The sequence below is a fragment of the Pseudomonas sp. TH49 genome (genome assembly GCF_016650625.1).
GTDB classification, from domain to species: Bacteria; Pseudomonadota; Gammaproteobacteria; order Pseudomonadales; family Pseudomonadaceae; genus Aquipseudomonas; species Aquipseudomonas fluorescens_H.
The window spans coordinates 471,319-489,623 of sequence record NZ_JAEKFL010000002.1 but is presented as its reverse complement, the minus strand read 5'-3'; the positions used below and the strand labels follow the sequence as shown (position 1 = coordinate 489,623).

Annotated in this window: 20 protein-coding genes; 5 read left to right on the top strand and 15 right to left on the bottom strand. The window is 52.2% G+C overall.

Annotation, left to right across the window (positions count from 1 at the left end; genetic code table 11):
* Positions 1 to 55 precede the first annotated feature (55 nt).
* The 3 genes from JFU48_RS19655 to JFU48_RS19645 all read left to right on the top strand — a co-directional run bounded on the left by JFU48_RS19655 (position 56) and on the right by JFU48_RS19645 (position 3,854).
* Entirely contained in the window at positions 56 to 844 is a 789-nt protein-coding gene (locus JFU48_RS19655; RefSeq protein ID WP_103483296.1) for an AraC family transcriptional regulator, read from the top strand.
* A gap of 139 nt (positions 845 to 983) precedes the next feature.
* Entirely contained in the window at positions 984 to 2,696 is a 1,713-nt protein-coding gene (locus JFU48_RS19650; protein WP_201137381.1) for an amidase, read from the top strand.
* Positions 2,697 to 2,882: 186 nt separating this feature from the next.
* Positions 2,883 to 3,854, top strand: coding sequence for a TerC family protein (locus JFU48_RS19645; protein ID WP_103520841.1), 972 nt, complete (start codon positions 2,883 to 2,885; stop codon positions 3,852 to 3,854).
* Between the two features lie 503 nt (positions 3,855 to 4,357).
* On the opposite strand, the gene JFU48_RS19640 is transcribed toward JFU48_RS19645, so the two are convergent.
* Positions 4,358 to 5,458, bottom strand: a complete 1,101-nt coding sequence (locus JFU48_RS19640) for a polyamine ABC transporter substrate-binding protein (RefSeq protein WP_201137380.1) — start codon at positions 5,456 to 5,458, stop codon at positions 4,358 to 4,360.
* Positions 5,459 to 5,803: 345 nt separating this feature from the next.
* On the bottom strand, positions 5,804 to 7,210 hold the full coding sequence (locus tag JFU48_RS19635) for a purine-cytosine permease family protein (RefSeq protein WP_201137379.1): 1,407 nt from the start codon (positions 7,208 to 7,210) through the stop codon (positions 5,804 to 5,806).
* A 323-nt stretch (positions 7,211 to 7,533) separates the two neighbouring features.
* Here JFU48_RS19635 and JFU48_RS19630 point away from each other — a divergent pair, with 323 nt between their 5' ends.
* Positions 7,534 to 8,019 carry a flavin reductase family protein gene (locus JFU48_RS19630; protein WP_003225754.1) on the top strand — a complete coding sequence of 162 codons (486 nt, stop codon included), beginning with the start codon at positions 7,534 to 7,536 and terminating at the stop codon, positions 8,017 to 8,019.
* 158 nt (positions 8,020 to 8,177) lie between these two features.
* A complete protein-coding gene (locus JFU48_RS19625; RefSeq protein WP_201137378.1) occupies positions 8,178 to 9,221 on the top strand; it encodes an LLM class flavin-dependent oxidoreductase in 1,044 nt (347 codons plus the stop codon).
* Positions 9,222 to 9,333: 112 nt separating this feature from the next.
* Here JFU48_RS19625 and JFU48_RS19620 read toward each other — a convergent pair whose 3' ends face one another.
* The 13 genes from JFU48_RS19620 to JFU48_RS19560 form a co-directional block, all read right to left on the bottom strand.
* Complete coding sequence (locus JFU48_RS19620) at positions 9,334 to 9,825, bottom strand: hypothetical protein (RefSeq protein WP_201137377.1); 492 nt, start codon at positions 9,823 to 9,825, stop codon at positions 9,334 to 9,336.
* 38 nt (positions 9,826 to 9,863) lie between these two features.
* Positions 9,864 to 10,187, bottom strand: a complete 324-nt coding sequence (locus tag JFU48_RS19615; protein ID WP_201137376.1) for a hypothetical protein — start codon at positions 10,185 to 10,187, stop codon at positions 9,864 to 9,866.
* A 103-nt stretch (positions 10,188 to 10,290) separates the two neighbouring features.
* Positions 10,291 to 10,929 (bottom strand): hypothetical protein, encoded by a 639-nt coding sequence (locus tag JFU48_RS19610; protein WP_003225760.1) that lies wholly within the window; start codon positions 10,927 to 10,929, stop codon positions 10,291 to 10,293.
* A 345-nt stretch (positions 10,930 to 11,274) separates the two neighbouring features.
* Entirely contained in the window at positions 11,275 to 11,799 is a 525-nt protein-coding gene (locus JFU48_RS19605; RefSeq protein ID WP_003225762.1) for a hypothetical protein, read from the bottom strand.
* A 168-nt stretch (positions 11,800 to 11,967) separates the two neighbouring features.
* On the bottom strand, positions 11,968 to 12,228 hold the full coding sequence (locus JFU48_RS19600; protein WP_201137375.1) for a hypothetical protein: 261 nt from the start codon (positions 12,226 to 12,228) through the stop codon (positions 11,968 to 11,970).
* Between the two features lie 819 nt (positions 12,229 to 13,047).
* Positions 13,048 to 13,332 carry a hypothetical protein gene (locus tag JFU48_RS19595; RefSeq protein WP_003225769.1) on the bottom strand — a complete coding sequence of 95 codons (285 nt, stop codon included), beginning with the start codon at positions 13,330 to 13,332 and terminating at the stop codon, positions 13,048 to 13,050.
* A 760-nt stretch (positions 13,333 to 14,092) separates the two neighbouring features.
* Complete coding sequence (locus JFU48_RS19590) at positions 14,093 to 14,692, bottom strand: hypothetical protein (protein WP_003225773.1); 600 nt, start codon at positions 14,690 to 14,692, stop codon at positions 14,093 to 14,095.
* A gap of 282 nt (positions 14,693 to 14,974) precedes the next feature.
* A complete protein-coding gene (locus tag JFU48_RS19585; RefSeq protein WP_201137374.1) occupies positions 14,975 to 15,340 on the bottom strand; it encodes a hypothetical protein in 366 nt (121 codons plus the stop codon).
* Positions 15,341 to 15,342: 2 nt separating this feature from the next.
* A complete protein-coding gene (locus JFU48_RS19580) occupies positions 15,343 to 15,744 on the bottom strand; it encodes a deaminase domain-containing protein (RefSeq protein WP_342216074.1) in 402 nt (133 codons plus the stop codon).
* Between the two features lie 87 nt (positions 15,745 to 15,831).
* Positions 15,832 to 16,371: a hypothetical protein gene (locus tag JFU48_RS19575; protein ID WP_242486686.1), complete on the bottom strand. Its 540-nt coding sequence runs from the start codon at positions 16,369 to 16,371 to the stop codon at positions 15,832 to 15,834.
* Positions 16,372 to 16,651: 280 nt separating this feature from the next.
* On the bottom strand, positions 16,652 to 17,053 hold the full coding sequence (locus tag JFU48_RS19570) for a DUF6911 family protein (protein ID WP_157160372.1): 402 nt from the start codon (positions 17,051 to 17,053) through the stop codon (positions 16,652 to 16,654).
* Positions 17,054 to 17,584 carry a cytidine deaminase-like fold-containing protein gene (locus tag JFU48_RS30625; RefSeq protein WP_446739778.1) on the bottom strand — a complete coding sequence of 177 codons (531 nt, stop codon included), beginning with the start codon at positions 17,582 to 17,584 and terminating at the stop codon, positions 17,054 to 17,056.
* The gene (locus tag JFU48_RS19560; RefSeq protein WP_201137371.1) at positions 17,581 to 18,048 is read right to left on the bottom strand and encodes a hypothetical protein; all 468 of its coding nucleotides are present in this window, start codon (positions 18,046 to 18,048) and stop codon (positions 17,581 to 17,583) included. Before JFU48_RS19560 ends, JFU48_RS30625 begins: the two co-directional genes overlap by 4 nt.
* Between the last annotated feature and the right edge of the window lie 257 nt (positions 18,049 to 18,305).

Sequence of the window (18,305 nt, the reverse complement as noted above, 5' to 3'; positions counted from 1 at the left end):
TGATTGCGACTCTAACGTGAGTGGGAATTACCGACTAACGCCGAAGAGCCAACAGATGCCGCCTAAAGGACATGAGAAAAGCTTCCGGCGCAGCATTCCCGGACTGCCCAGCCTGCCGCGTCCGCTATACGGGCGCACCGAATCTCTGCCCAATCGTGCACTGACCCGGCGCCACAGTCACCCGTGGGTGCAATTGTCGTACGCGATTCAGGGTGTGCTCGAAGTGCAGACCGGCGCTGGGCGCTTCGTTGCCCCACCGGAGCGCGCGGTGTGGATTCCGGCGGGCGTACCGCACCGTGTGTTCAGCTCGCCGCACACGGAAATGCGCAGCCTGTACATCGACTGCAGCGTGGCCGGCTGGGCGCTTGAACGTTGTCATGTGTTGGGCGTCAGCGACCTGTTGCGCGAGCTGATTCGCGCGTTCAGTCTGGTTCCGGTGGAGTACGATGAGCGCGGCGCGCATGGCCGCCTGGCCCAGGTGATCCTCGATCAACTGGCCGAGGCGCCGCAGATCGACCTGATGCTGCCACTGCCCCAGGACAGCCGTCTGCGACAGATCTATCAAAGCCTGGAGCAACATCCGGAACAGCAGACCACGCTGCACCATTGGAGCGACAAATTCGGCGTCACCGAAAAAACCCTCAGCCGCCTGTTTTTACGTGACACCGGCCTGACCTTCCGTGCCTGGCGTCAGCGCTTGCGATTGCTCGGCGCTCTGACCCCGCTGGAACGTGGCGAACGCGTCACCGACGTGGCTCTGGCCTGCGGTTATGACTCGACCTCGGCCTTCATCGCTGCGTTCCGGCAACAGTTTGGCGAGACGCCGGGAGAATTTTTTCGCTGAGTTTTGTCGATATTTATCGAATTAGCACATGCCATTCGGCAAAGTTCAGGGTAGAGTTTCGTCCATACGAAATTCTCTATGCGTTTCGACCATAACCATAATGACCCACCCCTTTAGCGAACCTGTCGGCGGTAACAGCATGATCGAAGTCACTGAAGTCTCCATTGCTCAATTACGCGCGGCGCTCGAAGCCGGCCAGACCACCGCGGTTGAACTGGTGCAGGCCTATCTGGCCCGGATCGACGCCTATGACGGCCCGAACACCGCCACTGCACTGAACGCCGTGGTCGTACGCAATCCCGAAGCACTGGCAGAGGCCCAGGCGTCCGATGCACGCCGCGCCAAGGGCGAAACCCTCGGCCCGCTCGACGGCATCCCTTACACCGCCAAGGACAGCTATCTGGTCAAGGGTCTGACCGCAGCTTCAGGCAGCCCGGCATTCGCCGATCTGGTGGCGCATCGCGACGCCTTCACCATCGAACGCCTGCGTGCCGCCGGAGCGATCTGCCTGGGCAAGACCAATATGCCGCCGATGGCCAATGGCGGCATGCAGCGTGGCGTCTATGGCCGTGCCGAAAGTCCGTACAACGCGGCCTACCTGACCGCACCGTTTGCCTCCGGCTCGTCCAACGGTGCCGGCACCGCCACTGCCGCGAGTTTTTCGGCGTTCGGTCTGGCGGAAGAAACCTGGTCGAGTGGTCGCGGCCCGGCGTCAAACAACGGTTTGTGCGCCTACACGCCGTCACGCGGGGTGATTTCGGTGCGCGGCAACTGGCCGCTGACGCCGACCATGGACGTGGTCGTGCCGTACGCGCGAACCATGGCCGACCTGCTCGAAGTGCTCGACGTGGTGGTCGCGGAAGACCCTGACACCCGTGGCGATCTGTGGCGCCTGCAGCCGTGGGTGCCGATCCCGAGCGTCGACGCGGTGCGCCCGGCCTCCTACGCCGAGCTGGCAGTGAAACCCGATGCACTGGCCGGCAAACGCCTCGGCGTGCCGAAGATGTACATCAACGCCGACCCCGAAGCCGGGACCAGCGAAGCCCCGGGGATCGGCGGCCCGACCGGGCAACGCATCAACACCCGTCCCTCAGTGATCGACCTGTGGAAACAGGCCCGCGCCGCGCTGGAAGCGGCCGGCGCCGAAGTCATCGAAGTGGACTTCCCACTGGTTTCCAACTGCGAAGGCGATCGTCCGGGCGCACCGACCGTGTTCAATCGCGGCATCGTCTCCAAGGAGTTCCTGCATCATGAACTGTGGGACTTGTCGGCTTGGGCGTTCGATGATTTCCTGCGCGCCAACGGCGATCCGAAGCTCAATCGCCTGGCCGATGTCGACGGGCCGAAGATCTTCCCGCACGACCCGGGCACCCTGCCCAACCGTGAGGGCGACCTGGCCGCCGGCATGGACGAATACGTGCGCATGGCCCAACGCGGCATCACCCCGTGGGACCAGATCCCGACCCTGCCGGACGGCCTGCGCGGCCTGGAAAAGACCCGCAAGCTCGATCTGGAAGACTGGATGGATACGCTGAAACTCGACGCGGTGCTGTTCCCGACCAACGCCGACGTTGGCCCGGCGGATGCCGATATCAATCCGGAATCGGCAGACATTGCCTGGAGCAATGGCGTCTGGGTCGCCAACGGCAACCTGGCGATCCGTCACCTCGGCGTTCCGACCGTCACCGTGCCGATGGGCATCATGGCCGACATCGGCATGCCGGTCGGCCTGACCTTCGCCGGTCGTGCCTACGATGACTCGAACCTGTTGCGTCTGGCCTCGGCGTTTGAGGCGACTGGCTCGAAGCGTCAAGTGCCGCCGCGCACTCCGGCGCTGACTGCCGGCAAGTAAGCGAACACGGACGGGATTGAGGCCGCAAAAGGTCTCAATCCCCGCCGCGGCTATTCCCCCTCCCTGATTACGACACTTCGCTTTTCCCGAACTATCCATCAGAAATAAGCGATTTTTCTTACAACCAAACTCGCCGCTAGCATGGCCCTGCCTGACCCTAATTCAAAAAAAACCAGGGAGCCAGCCATGCCAACCACCAACATCAATATCGGCGAACCATGGATGTGGGGCGCGTTTATCGTCTTCGTCCTCGCCATGCTTGCGCTGGACCTGTTCGTCTTCGGCGGACGCAAGGCGCACCGCGTTTCAGTGCGGGAAGCGTCCTGTTGGGTGATCGCCTGGTGCGCACTGGCCATGGCCTTTGCCGGTTTGCTCTGGTGGTATCTGCACGGCGAGTTCGGCGCCGAGATTGCCCAGCGCAAGACACTGGAATTCCTCACCGGTTATTTGATCGAGCAGTCGCTGTCGATCGACAACATGTTCGTCTTCGTGATGATCTTCAGCTACTTCGCGGTGCCACCGGAACTGCAACGCCGGGTGCTGCTCTACGGCGTGCTCGGCGCAATCGTGATGCGCGCGGCGATGATCTTCGCCGGGGTTTGGCTGGTGTCGCAGTTCGAGTGGCTGCTGTATGCCTTCGGCGCATTTCTGATCTTTACCGGGATCAAGATGTTGATGTTCGCCGAGCAACAACCGGACCTCGATAAAAACCCGTTGCTGCGCTGGGTGCGCGGGCACATGCGGATCACTCAGGGCTTTCATGGCGAACGCTTTTTCGTGCGGCAGAACGGCGTGCGCTGGGCGACGCCGATGTTCCTTGTACTAGTGCTGATCGAAGCCAGCGACCTGATGTTCGCGGTCGACAGCATCCCGGCGATCTTCGCGGTCACTACCGACCCTTTCATCGTGTTCACCTCGAACATCTTCGCGATCATGGGCCTGCGCGCGCTGTACTTCCTGCTGGCAGACATGGCCGACCGCTTTCATCTACTCAAATACGGACTGGCGATTGTGCTGGTGTTCATCGGCGGCAAGATGACGCTGATGCCTTGGTTTCACATGCCGGTGGAATGGTCACTGGCGGTGGTGGGCGGAGTGATTCTGGGGTCGGTGTTGTTGAGTCTGGTGATGAGTAAAAACGCGCCACAAAACCTGTAGGAGTGAGCCTGCTCACAATGCGGTGCGGCATTCAATAAAGGTGTCGGCTGACCCGACGCCTTCGCGAGCAAGCCCGCTCCCACAGGTGATAGTCGGTGGATGGAGGATCGGGGCTGGCCGAGATCAAAGGGTGGGAGTGGGCTTGCTCACGAAGGGGCCGGCACATTCAGCATCCATGTTGCCTGACCCGACGCCTTCGCGAGCAAGCCCGCTCCCACAGGTGATAGTTGGTGGATGGAGGATCCGGGGCTGGCCGAGATCAAAAGGTGGGAGTGGGCTTGCTCACGAAGGGGCCGGCACATTCAGCATCAATGTTGACTGACCCGACGCCTTCGCGAGCAAGCCCGCTCCCACAGGTGATAGTTGGTGGATGGAGGATCCGGGGCTGGCCGAGATCAAAGGGTGGGAGTGGGCTTGCTCACGAAGGGGCCGGCACATTCAGCATCCATGTTGACTGACCCGACGCCCTCGCGAGCAGGCTCACTCCTCCAGAGGGTGTGCGGCTACTTGTCGGATTTGATGCTGGTCCACACCCGCGTGCGTACGCGTTCGAGTTTTTGCGGCAGTGGCTGGACCACGTACAGGGTTTTCAGCGCTTCGCTGGTCGGCGTCAGGTTCGGGTTGCCGGTGATGTCTTTGTTCACCAGCGGCATCGAGTCCTTGTTCACGTTCGGGTAGCCGAGGAAGTCGCTGATCGGCGCAATGACTTTCGGATCGAGCAAGGTGTTGAGGAATTCATGCGCCTCTTCGACATTCTTCGCGCTCTTCGGAATCGCGAAAGTATCGAACCAGATCGGCGCGCCCTCCTTCGGCAGGCGCCAGTCAACCACCACACCGTTGCCCGCCTCTTTCGCGCGGTTACCGAACTGGTAGAAGCTGCCGGAATAGCCGATGGCCACGCAGATGTCGCCATTGGCGATGTCGGTCATGTACTTGGCCGAGTTGAAGTAGGTCACGTACGGGCGAATCTTCAGCATCAGGTCCTTGGCCTTTTCATAGTCGGCCGGGTTCTGGCTGTTCGGGTCGAGGCCGAGGTAATGCAGGGCCAGCGGGAGGATTTCCGACGGCGAATCGAGCATCGCTACGCCGCAGGATTTGAGCTTCTCCATGTTCTCCGGCTTGAACACCAGATCCCAGCTGTCCACCGGCGCGTTGTCGCCGAGCGCTGCCTTGACCTTGGCCGGGTTGAAACCGATCAGCACCGTGCCGTACATGTAGGGCACGCCATACTGGTTGCCCGGATCGTTGGCGTCGAGCAACTTGAGCAGCGCCGGATCCTGGTGGCTCCAGTTCGGCAGTTTCGACTTGTCGAGTTTCTGGAACACGCCGGCCTTGATCTGGGTGTCAATGAACTGGTTCGACGGCACCACCAGGTCGTAGCCGGAGTTGCCGGTGAGCAACTTGGCCTCCAGCGATTCGTTGGTGTCGAAGGTGTCCCAGGTCACTTTGATGCCAGTCTTCGCGGCGAAATCCTTGGGCACCGACGGCAGGATGTAATCCGCCCAGTTGTAGACCCGCAGCTCGCGCTGCTCGGCGTGTACCGCGCTGGCCAGCAGCGTCAGCCCACACACGGTGACACCCAAAATGCGTTTCATCGTGACCATGGTTGTTTCCCCGGATTGCGACGTGAGATCGATGTTTTTTATGTTCTGTACACGGCAGCGGCTGTAAAGGTAGCCAAGGGCAAGGAAGGTCCAGCGTTTCGTTGTGGCTTTGATTCTTGCCGACCGCGGGGTCGCGGCACAGTGGGGGATGGGCCAAAAGGGGATCGAAATGGCCAATTTGAATGACCGCACGAATGCACAAGGGCTGAGGAAACATCATTTGTGGCGAGGGAGCTTGCTCCCGCCGGGCCGCGCAGCGGACCTCGCTCTTCGATTTAGAAAAGCAGGGCCTGCTGCGCAGTCCAGCGGGAGCAAGCTCCCTCGCCACAGTTTATTGATGATCGGTCAGTCGGTATAACTCAACCGCGCCGCTCTGCTCTGCCGGGTCTGCCCACGTGTGGCGAGGCAGTAATACAACGGCACTGTCACCACCAGGCCGAACAGCCACGACAGATCCGCACCGTCCACCAGATTGGCGTACGGCCCGACATACAACGAGGTATTAGCGAACGGCAGCTGCACAATGATCCCGATGAAGTAGGCAATGATCGCGTGCAGATTGAAGCGCCCGTAAATGCCGCCGTCCGCGCGGAAAATCGAGGTGATGTCATAGCTGCCGCGCTTGATCAGGTAGAAGTCGATCAGGTTGATCGACGCCCACGGCACCAACACCAGCAACAGCGCCAGAATCAGCCCGATGAACTGCGAAATGAAATCCGTCGAGGCACCCAGCGCCACCACGCAGCAACCTGCCAACACCACGCTCGACAACAGCACACGCACCTTGATGCTCGGCGTCCACTGGCTGGCAAAGGTCTGGATCGAGGTGATGATCGACAGCACCGCGCCGTACAGATTCAGCGCGTTGTGGCTGATGATGTTGAGCAGGAACAACACCATCAGAATCGGCCCCAGCCACCCGGTGGACTGCTTGACCGCAGCCATCGCTTCGGTGCCTTCAGGCGTTGCCAGCACCGCCACGGCGCCAAAGCTGAACGACAGAATCGTCCCCAGCGTCGCCCCCAGATAAGTGGCCCAGAACGGTTTGGCGATACCGATATCCGCCGGCAGATAACGCGAATAGTCGGAAACGTACGGCGAGAAGCTGATCTGCCAGATGATCCCCAGCGAAACCGTTGCCAGCCAGCCCGACAGGTTGAAACTGCCGCGCGTCAGGAAGTCTGCCGGCAAGTCGTGAGCGAAGATGTAAATGAAACCGGCGAGCAGCGCGCTGCCCATCACCCAGGTGCCGATGCGGTTAAGTGTATGGATGAAGTTGTAGCCGATCACACCAATCGCCGTGGCCGCCAGCGCACCGATCAAAATGCTCAGCGGTACCGGCACCGATGGCGCAATACCGACAATCGATTTACCGGCGAGCACGATGTTGGAAATGAAAAAGCCGATGTAGATCAGCGCCGCAAAAAACACGATCAGCAGTGCGCCATAACGCCCGAACTGACCACGACTCTGGACCATTTGCGGAATACCCATGCGCGGGCCCTGCGCCGACGCCAGGGCGATCACCACGCCGCCGATCAGGTGCCCCAGCGCAATCGCCAGCAGCCCCCAAAGCAAATCGAGATGGAACACCTGAACCACCATGGCGCCGGTGACGATGGGCAGTGGCGCGATGTTGGTGCTGAACCATAAGGTGAAAAGGTCGCGGGCCTTCCCGTGGCGTTCCGCGAGTGGGACGTAGTCGACCGTGTGATTCTCGATCAACGGATCTTGCCGGGACATCTGGGACATATGCATGAACTCGAGTTTGTCTGTTCTTATCTTTGTATGAAGCCAAACCGGGGGGACTCTGGGTCGCCCCTCAGATGCAGACCATATTATGGTATTCCAAACATTTCACAAGGCTGATCCGTAGTTTACGGCACTAGCTGATCCGCCATCCTCACTGATTCTGCGGCCTGCAGGCCAGCCACTAGCCCAATAAACGCTGAGTTTCCGACGAAAGCACCACGTTTATCGGTTCAGCCTAAAAGCCCTTGCAAAGAAAAAATACTGGTATACCATCAGACCAACAAACATATAAAAGTCGCGTCACAACACCCGAGGACCGTCCAATGATCGATGCTGCCATCTACAAACAAGTCATGGGCTCGTTTCCGTCCGGCGTCACTGTCATCACCACGCTGGACGATGACGGCCAGATCGTCGGCCTCACCGCCAGCGCCTTCAGTTCACTGTCAATGGACCCGGCCCTGGTGCTGTTCTGCCCCAACTACAGCTCCGACTCCTACCCTGTGCTGATCAAAAACAAGCGCTTCGCGATCCACGTCCTGTCCGGTGGCCAGCAAAGCGAAGCCTATGCCTTCGCCCGTAAAGGCAAGGACAAGGCGCAGGGCATCGAGTGGACGTTGAGCGAGCTGGGCAACCCGATCCTGGCCAACGCGACGGCTATCATCGAATGTGAGTTGTGGCGCGAATACGAAGGTGGTGACCACGCGATCATGGTCGGCGCGGTGAAGAACCTGATCGTCCCGGAGCAGCACACCGGGCCGCTGGTGTATTGCCACGGCAAGATGGGCGCCCTGCCCGTTCTGGCCTGAGCAAAACTTCAACCCCACACAAATCCACTGTGGGAGGGGGCTTGCTCCCGAAGGCGATGTGTCAGCCACCAGAGATGTCGATTGACCCACCGCTTTCGGGAGCAAGCCCCTCCCACAGAGTTTTGTAGCCTCAACAATAAAAGACCCGAGGAAGCGTCATGAAATTTTCCCTGTTCATCCACATGGAACGCTGGGACGAAAGCGTCAGCCACCGCCAACTGTTCGAAGACCTGACCGAACTGACCCTGATGGCCGAGGCCGGCGGTTTCAGCACCGTGTGGATCGGCGAACATCACGCGATGGAATACACCATCTCGCCGAGCCCGATGCCGCTGCTGGCCTACCTCGCCGCCAAAACCACCACCATCCACCTCGGAGCCGGCACCATCATCGCGCCGTTCTGGCACCCACTGCGGGTCGCTGGTGAATGCGCGCTGCTCGACGTCATCAGCAACGGACGCATGGAAGTCGGCCTTGCGCGTGGCGCCTATCAAGTCGAATTCGATCGCATGGCCGGCGGCATGCCCGCCTCCAGCGGCGGTCAGGCCCTGCGCGAAATGGTCCCGGTGGTCCGCGCCCTGTGGCAAGGCGACTACGCCCACGACGGCGACATCTGGGAATTCCCCACCTCGACCAGCGTGCCAAAACCGATCCAAAAGCCGAATCCGCCAATGTGGATCGCCGCCCGCGACCCCGACTCGCACAACTTCGCCGTGGCCAACGGCTGCAACGTGATGGTCACGCCATTGATGAAGGGCGACGAAGAAGTCGTCGACCTGAAAAACAAATTCCAGACCGCACTCGACAACAACCCCAACGTCCCGCGTCCGCAACTGATGGTGCTACGGCACACCCACGTGCACTCGGCTGACGACCCAGAAGGCTGGAAAGTCGGCGCCAAAGCGATCTCACGGTTCTATCGCACCTTCGATGCGTGGTTCGGCAACAAGGAGGTGCCAGTCAACGGCTTCCTCGCCCCAAGCCCTGAAGAGAAGTTTGCCGGGCGTCCGGAGTTTGAACTGGAGAGCCTGCACAAGACGGCGATGATCGGTACGCCGGAAGAGATTATTCCGCGCATCAAGTATTATCAGGAACTTGGGGTGGATGAGTTCAGTTTCTGGTGTGACAACAGTCTGCCGCATGCGGAGAAGAAGAGGTCGTTGGAGTTATTTATCAGGGATGTGGTGCCGGCGTTTCGTTAAGTCATGCCGACCGCCAGCCCAAATAAAAAGCCCCGAGCAATGCGGGGCTTTTTATTTTAAATGGGGAAAACGCATATTCCTAACTGCGAACTCAACCACTTTTAAAGCAGCATCACACTCGCGCCAATAAACGGCGTGCACGCTCGGACATTTCAGCGTTATCAACCTTGGCCAGCAATTGCAATTTTTCTCTAGCCTTATCGGTACCAATCTCGTGTAAAGCATATATGCATTTCACACCCAGAGCATGCTCGGAAGCGATATACGGATAGCAGGTCAGCGCCGTCTTGAATAAATAGTCGATCGCCCCAGGGTATCTGAAAACCTTTAATTCCCTTGCAATATTCTCGTGACTGATGTGCCAGTCTTCAACGAGTAAGCGGCATAAAACATCCGCACAATCCTGAGTGAAACCGAACACCGCACCGAATATCAGCAAGCATTCCACACTGTCAGCGTCTTTCATCTCAAGCGCGGTTTCCAGTTCAGCACGCAGGTAATCTTCGGGAATATCCCCACCCTTAAATAGAGACTCAAGAAAACAGTCTTTTGAGATCCGATGCGACATCAGATCAATCATCAAGTCCTGCTGTTGTTGATTCATAGCCCGCCTCCGAAAAAACTGCTCTGATCGCCAGATTTCTATTCATATTCAGGAAAATCAGGGGTGATTTCACAAACAACACCCGCTGACACAAGAATATTTCTAGCCTGTAAGACCTCCTGCGCCTGACCGCTGAATACCAGAGCATCGCCTTGCTGGAGTGTAATCCTCGACAGTAAATAGTTTTGACCTGTCACCTCGGAGACAGCATTCACCTGGGCCTGATTCCGATAGTCGCCGCGACAGCAAAGTTCATACCTGCACCTATCCAACTGGATGCCGGGCATATTCGTTGTCACCACCGACCAGTCACACTGATCACAACGGGCTCCCTGTGTACTACCTTCTTTGAAGACGATCAAATTGCCTCCACACTGCTCGCACTTCACTCCATAGGATTCATTCATTAGCGGCAACCACAATCAATAATCTCCAGACTTGCTTCTTAGTGTGGACCTGCAGTAACTATGCACCGTGCATCGGCTTGAAGTCTTCAATTATTTTGTTTTTTTGTTTCAATACCGAGACTACAAAATCGGCGTCAAACTCTAGAAGAAATACGATAGCATCGTAAATCTTCCATCGATGCAAATCAAAGTGATCGACTATCGAGAGAAGATGGTCTTTTATGAAAGGTAGATATTCTTGAGATCCTGTTCTCCTCGCAAAATCAAGTGCACCAGTGATTTCAAATGGTTGGCTACTCGCTAACACAATTATTTTCGAAACAAGTGGAAATACTTCAGCTCTCGCGAGCTCCGCCTGGCCCCGATCGGCCATATTGGCATAATATTGAGTCAGTGCAAAAAGTATATGGCAATAAGTATCGTCATAACCGTGCAATCGATGGCTATACGTCCACTCAATACTTTCAGGCTTTTCCAAGCACTTCTCGAGAGCCATCAAACCGCTTGGGTATCCCCAATTGGTCAAAAGCTTCGCAGCGAGAAACCGTTCATTATCGTCCTGAGTCCGGCAAAGCAACTTCTCCACTGCGTCAACTCGCTCCTGAGGAATATCCTCTGGATCCAGGTCTCCGGCTTCTACAGCATAATCAGCATGTTCCGGGATATCGTTTAAAAGCCTGTATGTTTTTGAGTCCATAAAAGCTCCTTTATGACCTTATCTGGTCGCTCCAGATGCGAGCCTTGACTGGATCGTCATCCTGCGAATCAACTTCATTACAGATCAAAAAATAGATCCGCTCCATCCCCGCGCCCTACTAAACGTGGTCTGTCCCCATTTACCTTTTGCCCCCATTTTCCTTTATTTCCTGGCACGAATCATAGTAAGAAAAATCTTTCACTTCTAAATACCTAGAAGTACCTGCCCACCGCACAAAAAAGTGGCAGAACATGTATTCGAAGTATTTTTATAAACGTGATCCGCACCATTAATTGTTGGAGGCTACAACTACAACTACAACTACAACTACAACTACAACTACAACTACAGCTGCCAGAATGTCAGACAAACGCCATATTCATCGAGAAGATCGTCAGCAATTTCAAACCGAAACACCTTGTCTGGAAAGCAATCTGATAATGCGCGTTTCCAATATCCAGTGAGCTGCTCGGCAAACATGTGACAAAGACGATAGTCTTCTTCCGACAGACCGACCTTAAACACGGGGCGGTCCGGCGCATCTTCCCATTTTGAAAAGAACTGATTTATTGAAAAATTATTTCTGTATCGCTCAACGTCTCTACGCAATTCACTTTTTTCCAACACGCCAGCTTCTATCTCAACCAGCCCCTTTAAAGAAAACTTTTGCGTGTCGAACTGCTCAGCATTAGGCAACCAAAAAACATGGCCTTCAAACTCAATAAAATCAGGAGAAAGCAAACCTAGAACAGAAATGGTTTGCTCCAACGAAACAAGATTTCCTACATACGAAAAAAACTCCCCGGAACCGATGTTCGAAGCAAATAAATTCAATGACTCTTTAGCAATATTACCCTTAAAAATTTTCATCACTTCAACTTTAAGCTATGCAGAACCGCCTGAGAGGTTAAAGGGGACAGACCATATTTCCCGAGTGGTTTCTAAACGCGGTCTGTCCCCATTTACTCAAAAAGCTCTGCGTGACGGGCGTCATTATCAGGCGCAAAGCCTCGGATCGTGCTCGCGGATCGGTAAGGCTTAAACCTTCTCCTTCTTTCGCCTTTTGATCTCCTCCATTTTTGCGAAAATCCAGATACCGCTTCCACCAAAAAAGCCGTAGACCAGCGAAAACCTCAAAGAAACCAACAGGTCCTCACCACTAAAATCCCAAACTCCATGTTTACAATAGATAATAACCCCGCCTATCAAACTTCCAAGCAATCCGACGAGGTAAAAAAACACCACCGCCTTCAGAACCAGCACTGGGTATAAACGAAACGTGACCTTTATTGGAGTCATATTTTAATCCAGAAAGTTTTGACCTGTCAGTTATAACCTCCACTAAAAACAAAATCTGCCACCTTTAGCGGTCTACTTAAAAAATCGCCTACCTTATCAATCTTCACGAATCCAACTTTGGAGGTTACGTTATGAGCTTGATATACCCTTTCAGTAATAACTCATCGATGCTCATGAATAAAGGGAGGAAAGAACAAATTTACATCTCTGGTTAGATCTGTAACTTTTACCCCTGTCACCTCTGCTCCTGATTACCTCATGAAGATACAGTGGTGAGATGTATCGCGCTCAATAAATCCGCCTCGTAACAGCAACCGTTAAATAACACCTGCAAGCTTATTTTTCCTCAGTCATCTCGTTACCCGGGAAAACCTGGTCCCAGAGAATAGACGTCAGATATCCCTTGGCATCTGTCTCGTCATCTGCCGGGTAGACAACATACTCTTCATTATCCAGTAGAAGCATCCAGGATACAGAGTCGTTTTGGTAAAGGTACACGAGTTCCCTTTCGATATTCAATCGTTGCTCTGGATCACTCAACATCCTTTTCAACATACGCTGAGCATCCGACTCACTCAGCCCGACGTCTACCGAAAACACTGACCTCAAAATATTAATTATTCGTGAACACTTCATAAATACTCATTCAACTGCAAATGGAACCTCACTTTCGGGACGCGCGACCTCTATCGCTACATTTTTCTCACAGCCACCCAAAAAGACTCTTGCTTTTCTCATAAACCGAGCTACTGGAAAGTACATCATCATCCACGTCATACAAGATACAGGAACAAGCTTTCGCAAAACTCAAGAAAACCTTCAACACATTAATTTCGCGTGCTCAGGAAGATCCAGGTTAATTTCAATGATTGTCTGCAGAGTAGCCCCGAGGGCATCCTGCCATTCTTGCTGGTCTTCGGCATCATAAAACTCATCAAGAATATCTTTTGAATGCAAGGCCAGCCAAATATCTGAATCACCCTCAACAACGCCACCGCGAGAAGGTATTCCGGCACTCACGAACCCGCCGTGTTCTAGGAGCACAGTTTTAAAATCGTCCGTGCTCAACTTTTCTGATGATATGATCGCTGCCGACAATGACATAATTAAAGCCCTTCTGTTAGCTCCATAAAAATGAGCTGCACATAATGTGAGACGACCACACCACAATACAAAAAAGGGAATAAAAAAAGTGACAGATTAGTTTCAGTTAGATTTGTGATCTTTTACCGCCAAAAATAAATCTGTTACCTTTCCCTTTACCTTACTTGTCACCTTTACCTTACTCCAACCCGATCAACATGGAGAGGATTGCGGCTAACCACCAGGCTTGTTCTGTTGCCTGGCTATCCATATCCCGTGGATCGTTTTGATCAACAGGTAAAGGACTGCCGCCATCGCGTAAACTCCAGCTCCTTTCAGTACACGCCATACGCTCGCATAACTGTACAACCAAACTCTGTCTTTCAGGTAACCGAAAATGGCTCCGAACGACACGGAGAGCAAACCCACTGCAACAAACAGCAGATAACAGAGGATGGAAACCCGAATGAAGGTTCCCACTCCTATTTTTTCGGGCTTCACTTTTTACTCACCACAGTTTGAAAAATGGGGACAGATCTATTTCTCAAAAATAACACCCTCACCTTTAATCCCATTTCTTATACGCGCAACCAGGTCAATCACTTCAACAACCTCAAACTATAAATATCATAACCAAAAGAATGGGAGCGAATTGATTTTTAAAATCAGACCTGAAACCCTTATCAAAAACTCAAAAACAAATTTTTCACTATCACCCTCTTTTAGCCACACCCATAACCTCTATCGGATATTGATCAACCACCTTTAAATTGTCATAAAATCAACTATAAAGCCGATTAAAAAATAAATCCACCTCACAACTTCTAGCAATCTGATCAGACGTAAAATCCAATACATCCGACACGACCAAAACCCCTCTTAGCTCCTCGGGGAAATCATCAATACTCGCATACACAGTTGGCATTAGGTAGCGGAAATAATCACCCATTTCAGTTTTCCCACTATAACCAACAGGGTAATCCTCACCTTGAATACTACCCTCCACTGCATGATAAACGTAAAAACCCTTTATCGAAGGAATCGAGCACTCTGATAACTTTTTATCAAATGCAGATCTCTCCGCAATTACTGACTCGACCTCTTCCCGAGACTTATCGCTCCCAAATCTACAGACTGAATACAAATCAAGGATTGCAAGTCCTCTTTTGTTTTCTGGATAACTGACAACCCCCGACGATTCTTCCCACATATATTCATTTAATCGGTCAAGTTTCCCCTCTAACTCCGACACTTGTAGTAAAATCATGGGAAGTTTTCCAAAACAGTTATTTACCATAACGGCTACAAATCCGTTTTTATCCATGGCAAACCACGTAATTATTTCGCCAAAACCTGGCTGCCAATCTATATTTAAAGACATCACTTTCTCTCCGGCCAAACAGGATTAACGGGGACAGAACACATGTTCGGTGTGCTTTCTAAACGCGGTCTGTCCCCATTTACCCCTGAGTGCTGACCTCGTTGAACACAATCATTTTGCGTTTACACTGCTCGCACGCTGTTGGAAAGAATTCCCTGCGTGATGAGGTGCATCATCTGGCGCTGGGCCTTGAGTAGATTTGTGGGGATCCCTCAGGGTCTGTCCCCATTTTTCACATATCCACCTTCATAAAATCAATTGAACCCGGCCTGATAATTTCAATCACAAAAAAACTTTTCTAACAGTGTCCATATCAGACTGGATAATTTCTAATTCTTTATCATCAACACCGATTTCTATAAGACGCTCAACGCTGCACTTTTCGTACGTATCTGCCAAAACCTCCAACATATCAATCGCGTATTGACTTCCCCTTGACAACCTTAGCCCACGACGAATGCCTTCCATATAAATAGCAGTCTGAAGAACTGCGTTAGCGCCAGGAGCGTCCTTTCGCATAAGGCGCTCCAATTCATCTTGAGTATACGCAAACGCTTGTTCCGAACGAAAACCAAGTTCATCAATCGCGTAGCTATAGTTCCCTGCAACCATAGCTCTAGCCTGATTAAACATACTATCGACTGGCATATTCAATTTTCCGCTGTAAATACATTCAATTGAATTTTTGGATAGCGATCATGGAACTGGGTGATCACATCCGTAAAGTTAGGGCAGACAGCCTTCTCGCAGATCAAGTCTATCCTCCCAACTGCACCTTTGTTATCACCGAGCCGTTGCATTACTGTTTCAAGAATCTTGAATTCCGTATCCATATCTCGCATGTACCCTTCAGGTGAGTTTACATATTTCCTCGATGCAACCTGTGGCTTCAAGCCCCATGTATCCACATCACCTGGCGGTTTCGGCAAATAGGATCCTTCACGATCATTGTATTTACTGTATGCCTTGAACACCATGGGCTCGGTAGATAGCGAGTCAATCTTTATCTCTGCGAATGCAGCATTCCCTTGTTCCGGAAGTTCCCTGCGTATTACTTGAAGGGCGTTTATAAGGCTTGGGGGTTAACGGGGATGGTTAACGGTGGTTTCGGCGTAAGGCTAGCCCACTCTTTTGCACCGTTAGTTTATCGAGACTTCCTCCAACTCAACTCCCTTCAACTGAGCTTCCTCTAGCACTGAAAAATCATGAGAATTGTCATGTAACCCATGGGATACTACAAAACTCTTGCCGTCTGAAAAAATAAAACGCAAGCCTACTTCACTAGGGCGCTGGCTCTCTATCGCACTCATGTGCATACGCTTAAGTATCGTTACATTGCTTACACAACGGCCGATCAATCGCCTCCAAAAAACAGTAGAGAACCTTCCAGACTCAGAGATAGCGAACAGTTCTTCATCGCTATTCAAAGAGTCCGGACCCTGACCCGCAACCCTCGCTGCTTCATCCCAAACGATGACACTATTCAGAGAAGGGTCACTCGAAAAGCCAAGAATTACGCCATCCTCAAAATAGACAGCTAAGGGTCCGGCAGTTAATGAAAAGGCTAATTCATCCTCGATACCAAACTGCACAGAAACTTCCGAGGCAGGCCACCAACTATACCTAACAAGCTTGGAGACGGGCTTGCCGGTGAGCCGTCGAAGAAGCTCAATTGTCATAGACGGTATCATTGAAGTCATATGCTTAGCACCTATTTAAACGGACCATTCTTCTGTGCTGCCTGATTCAACAAATCGATCATTCGAAGATTATTTTTTGTCGATGCAGCATTAAAATTCACAAATTAAAAAAGGGGGCAGATTTATTAAATAAAATAAACCCGCCCCCCCTTTTTTAATAAATCCGCCACTTTTTTCTTCCACCCAATCCTCACGAATGAATTGAAGATCTGCATAGTAGCTCCACACCTAACCCTTACTCCACTTGCACACTCTCACTCTAATTACTTAGCACTAATGAGCTTACATCACCAGAACTTAAAAATTCTTTAAAACAAGAAACAACAACCCCTATATCTCTTGTAATCAAACTGGCCTGATAGCAATCACCCAAAACGTCAATCCGCTTGGTTCCAGCTGACGTATTATTAAGGGTGCGCACGACGTGCTCCCCATCACCCAGGTATTGATTCAACATCAGAAGATAGTTTCCAGAATCTGCATAAAGATTAATTTCGTAAGGCCCAGCTTCAGGTGCAGGGGTAATAGACAACGAAATTACGCCATCGAATTTTCTATACTCAAATATAATGGATTCAACATCTTCCATAGTCGGCTGATGAACAAGAGGAATTTGCAATCTACCGTGCTCAGGACTAAGCGCATACCCTCCGATTACCATTTATTTCTTCTCCTTAATGGACTTCATACCTGGCTCCCAGTAGTAGTTTTTCGGCAGTCCTGTTTTATCATCTATAGCGCTTACGGTTAAAGATTTCAACTCAGCCTTTTCTGCGGCAGCGGCTATGTCGCCTTTGCAGAATCCGCATACATCCTTTCCAGCGACGGTCATGGACATATCCGCTCCGGTGGTTTTACCAGCGCTATACGCTTGCTGAATCACTCCGATTTCAGCGTGGGCATCTTTCATATTTCCATTTGGATAAAGCTTGCCAGAGTTCGTAGCGGCTTTGTCCGCAATTCTATCCGTGATCAACGAAGGTATTTTTGGGTCCGCCTCATTAAGCGGAGGAGAGGTAGACCGTAAGTCGTCAGGGGGGGCAAAAGGGGTGCAACTTGAGTCCAGAAAGGATGCTCCTGGGAGCAAAAAGGAAGTAAATAGATAGCAAAAAGGGTGCAGGTCGGGTGCAAAAACACCGGCGCTAGGCCGGTGTCGGAAGTGCCAATTCAAGCCAAGACTTCTACAGTTCATTTGCTAGAGATATTCAATTCTGAGAATTTTTTACGAATATACTCAGTTAACCCAACCAAGTCTTCAAAGGCAATAGAGCCAAACTCAGGCTCATACTTGGCAAGATAGCTTTCAGAAGAGTACCCTAAAGATTTAGCTTTAGCCTCTACTTCCTTAATATATGCAGGCTCAACTACCCAATTCATGCCAGAGGACGCATAACGCTCACAACCTATCAGCACCCAAGAAATCAAGCCATTATATGAACCAATCACCTCATTCAAAATAGAGACAACATATTCATTTTCTTTTTCAAATCGAAAAGCTATATATGGAGGAAATCTCGAACGATCCTCTCTTTCAAAATGATCACCCATCCAGACCTCTGGATTACGTTGCCCATACTTTCTCCACTCAAGTGTATTCAAGTCATGAAGAATATTAAGCAGCTCACCTTCCGAGTCTAAAATTCTAGTCACACCCATTACTTCAACCCCTTCAACTCATCAGAGATCGACACTCCGCCCGGGTTAATATTTTTAATATGCTGTTCCCAATCCCCTTTAGGAATAGGGTTGAACGAGGGGGTCAACGGGGACAGACCACATTTTCGGAGTGCTTTCTAAACGTGGTCTGTCCCCATTTATCCCTGCCCCTTCCGCGATGCTAATAACGAATCCACTTCCCGGTGAAAATCGCCTCCGGACTATTCGGGTCAACCAAATAAAGCCATTCTGGCTCA

What these genes read in the sequence shown, in the direction of transcription:
- JFU48_RS19560 (WP_201137371.1), bottom strand. Translation starts at nt 18,048, where the DNA reads ATGGGTGTGACTAGAATTTTAGACTCGGAAGGTGAGCTGCTTAATATT.
- JFU48_RS19575 (WP_242486686.1), bottom strand. Translation starts at nt 16,371, where the DNA reads ATGACAATTGAGCTTCTTCGACGGCTCACCGGCAAGCCCGTCTCCAAG.
- JFU48_RS19645 (WP_103520841.1), top strand. Translation starts at nt 2,883, where the DNA reads ATGCCAACCACCAACATCAATATCGGCGAACCATGGATGTGGGGCGCG.
- JFU48_RS19620 (WP_201137377.1), bottom strand. Translation starts at nt 9,825, where the DNA reads ATGAATCAACAACAGCAGGACTTGATGATTGATCTGATGTCGCATCGG.
- JFU48_RS19595 (WP_003225769.1), bottom strand. Translation starts at nt 13,332, where the DNA reads ATGTCATTGTCGGCAGCGATCATATCATCAGAAAAGTTGAGCACGGAC.
- JFU48_RS19585 (WP_201137374.1), bottom strand. Translation starts at nt 15,340, where the DNA reads ATGCCAGTCGATAGTATGTTTAATCAGGCTAGAGCTATGGTTGCAGGG.
- JFU48_RS19650 (WP_201137381.1), top strand. Translation starts at nt 984, where the DNA reads ATGATCGAAGTCACTGAAGTCTCCATTGCTCAATTACGCGCGGCGCTC.
- JFU48_RS19600 (WP_201137375.1), bottom strand. Translation starts at nt 12,228, where the DNA reads ATGACTCCAATAAAGGTCACGTTTCGTTTATACCCAGTGCTGGTTCTG.
- JFU48_RS19610 (WP_003225760.1), bottom strand. Translation starts at nt 10,929, where the DNA reads ATGGACTCAAAAACATACAGGCTTTTAAACGATATCCCGGAACATGCT.
- JFU48_RS19655 (WP_103483296.1), top strand. Translation starts at nt 56, where the DNA reads ATGCCGCCTAAAGGACATGAGAAAAGCTTCCGGCGCAGCATTCCCGGA.
- JFU48_RS19640 (WP_201137380.1), bottom strand. Translation starts at nt 5,458, where the DNA reads ATGGTCACGATGAAACGCATTTTGGGTGTCACCGTGTGTGGGCTGACG.
- JFU48_RS19625 (WP_201137378.1), top strand. Translation starts at nt 8,178, where the DNA reads ATGAAATTTTCCCTGTTCATCCACATGGAACGCTGGGACGAAAGCGTC.
- JFU48_RS19630 (WP_003225754.1), top strand. Translation starts at nt 7,534, where the DNA reads ATGATCGATGCTGCCATCTACAAACAAGTCATGGGCTCGTTTCCGTCC.
- JFU48_RS19635 (WP_201137379.1), bottom strand. Translation starts at nt 7,210, where the DNA reads ATGTCCCAGATGTCCCGGCAAGATCCGTTGATCGAGAATCACACGGTC.
- JFU48_RS19590 (WP_003225773.1), bottom strand. Translation starts at nt 14,692, where the DNA reads ATGTCTTTAAATATAGATTGGCAGCCAGGTTTTGGCGAAATAATTACG.
- JFU48_RS19605 (WP_003225762.1), bottom strand. Translation starts at nt 11,799, where the DNA reads ATGAAAATTTTTAAGGGTAATATTGCTAAAGAGTCATTGAATTTATTT.
- JFU48_RS19570 (WP_157160372.1), bottom strand. Translation starts at nt 17,053, where the DNA reads ATGGTAATCGGAGGGTATGCGCTTAGTCCTGAGCACGGTAGATTGCAA.
- JFU48_RS30625 (WP_446739778.1), bottom strand. Translation starts at nt 17,584, where the DNA reads ATGAACTGTAGAAGTCTTGGCTTGAATTGGCACTTCCGACACCGGCCT.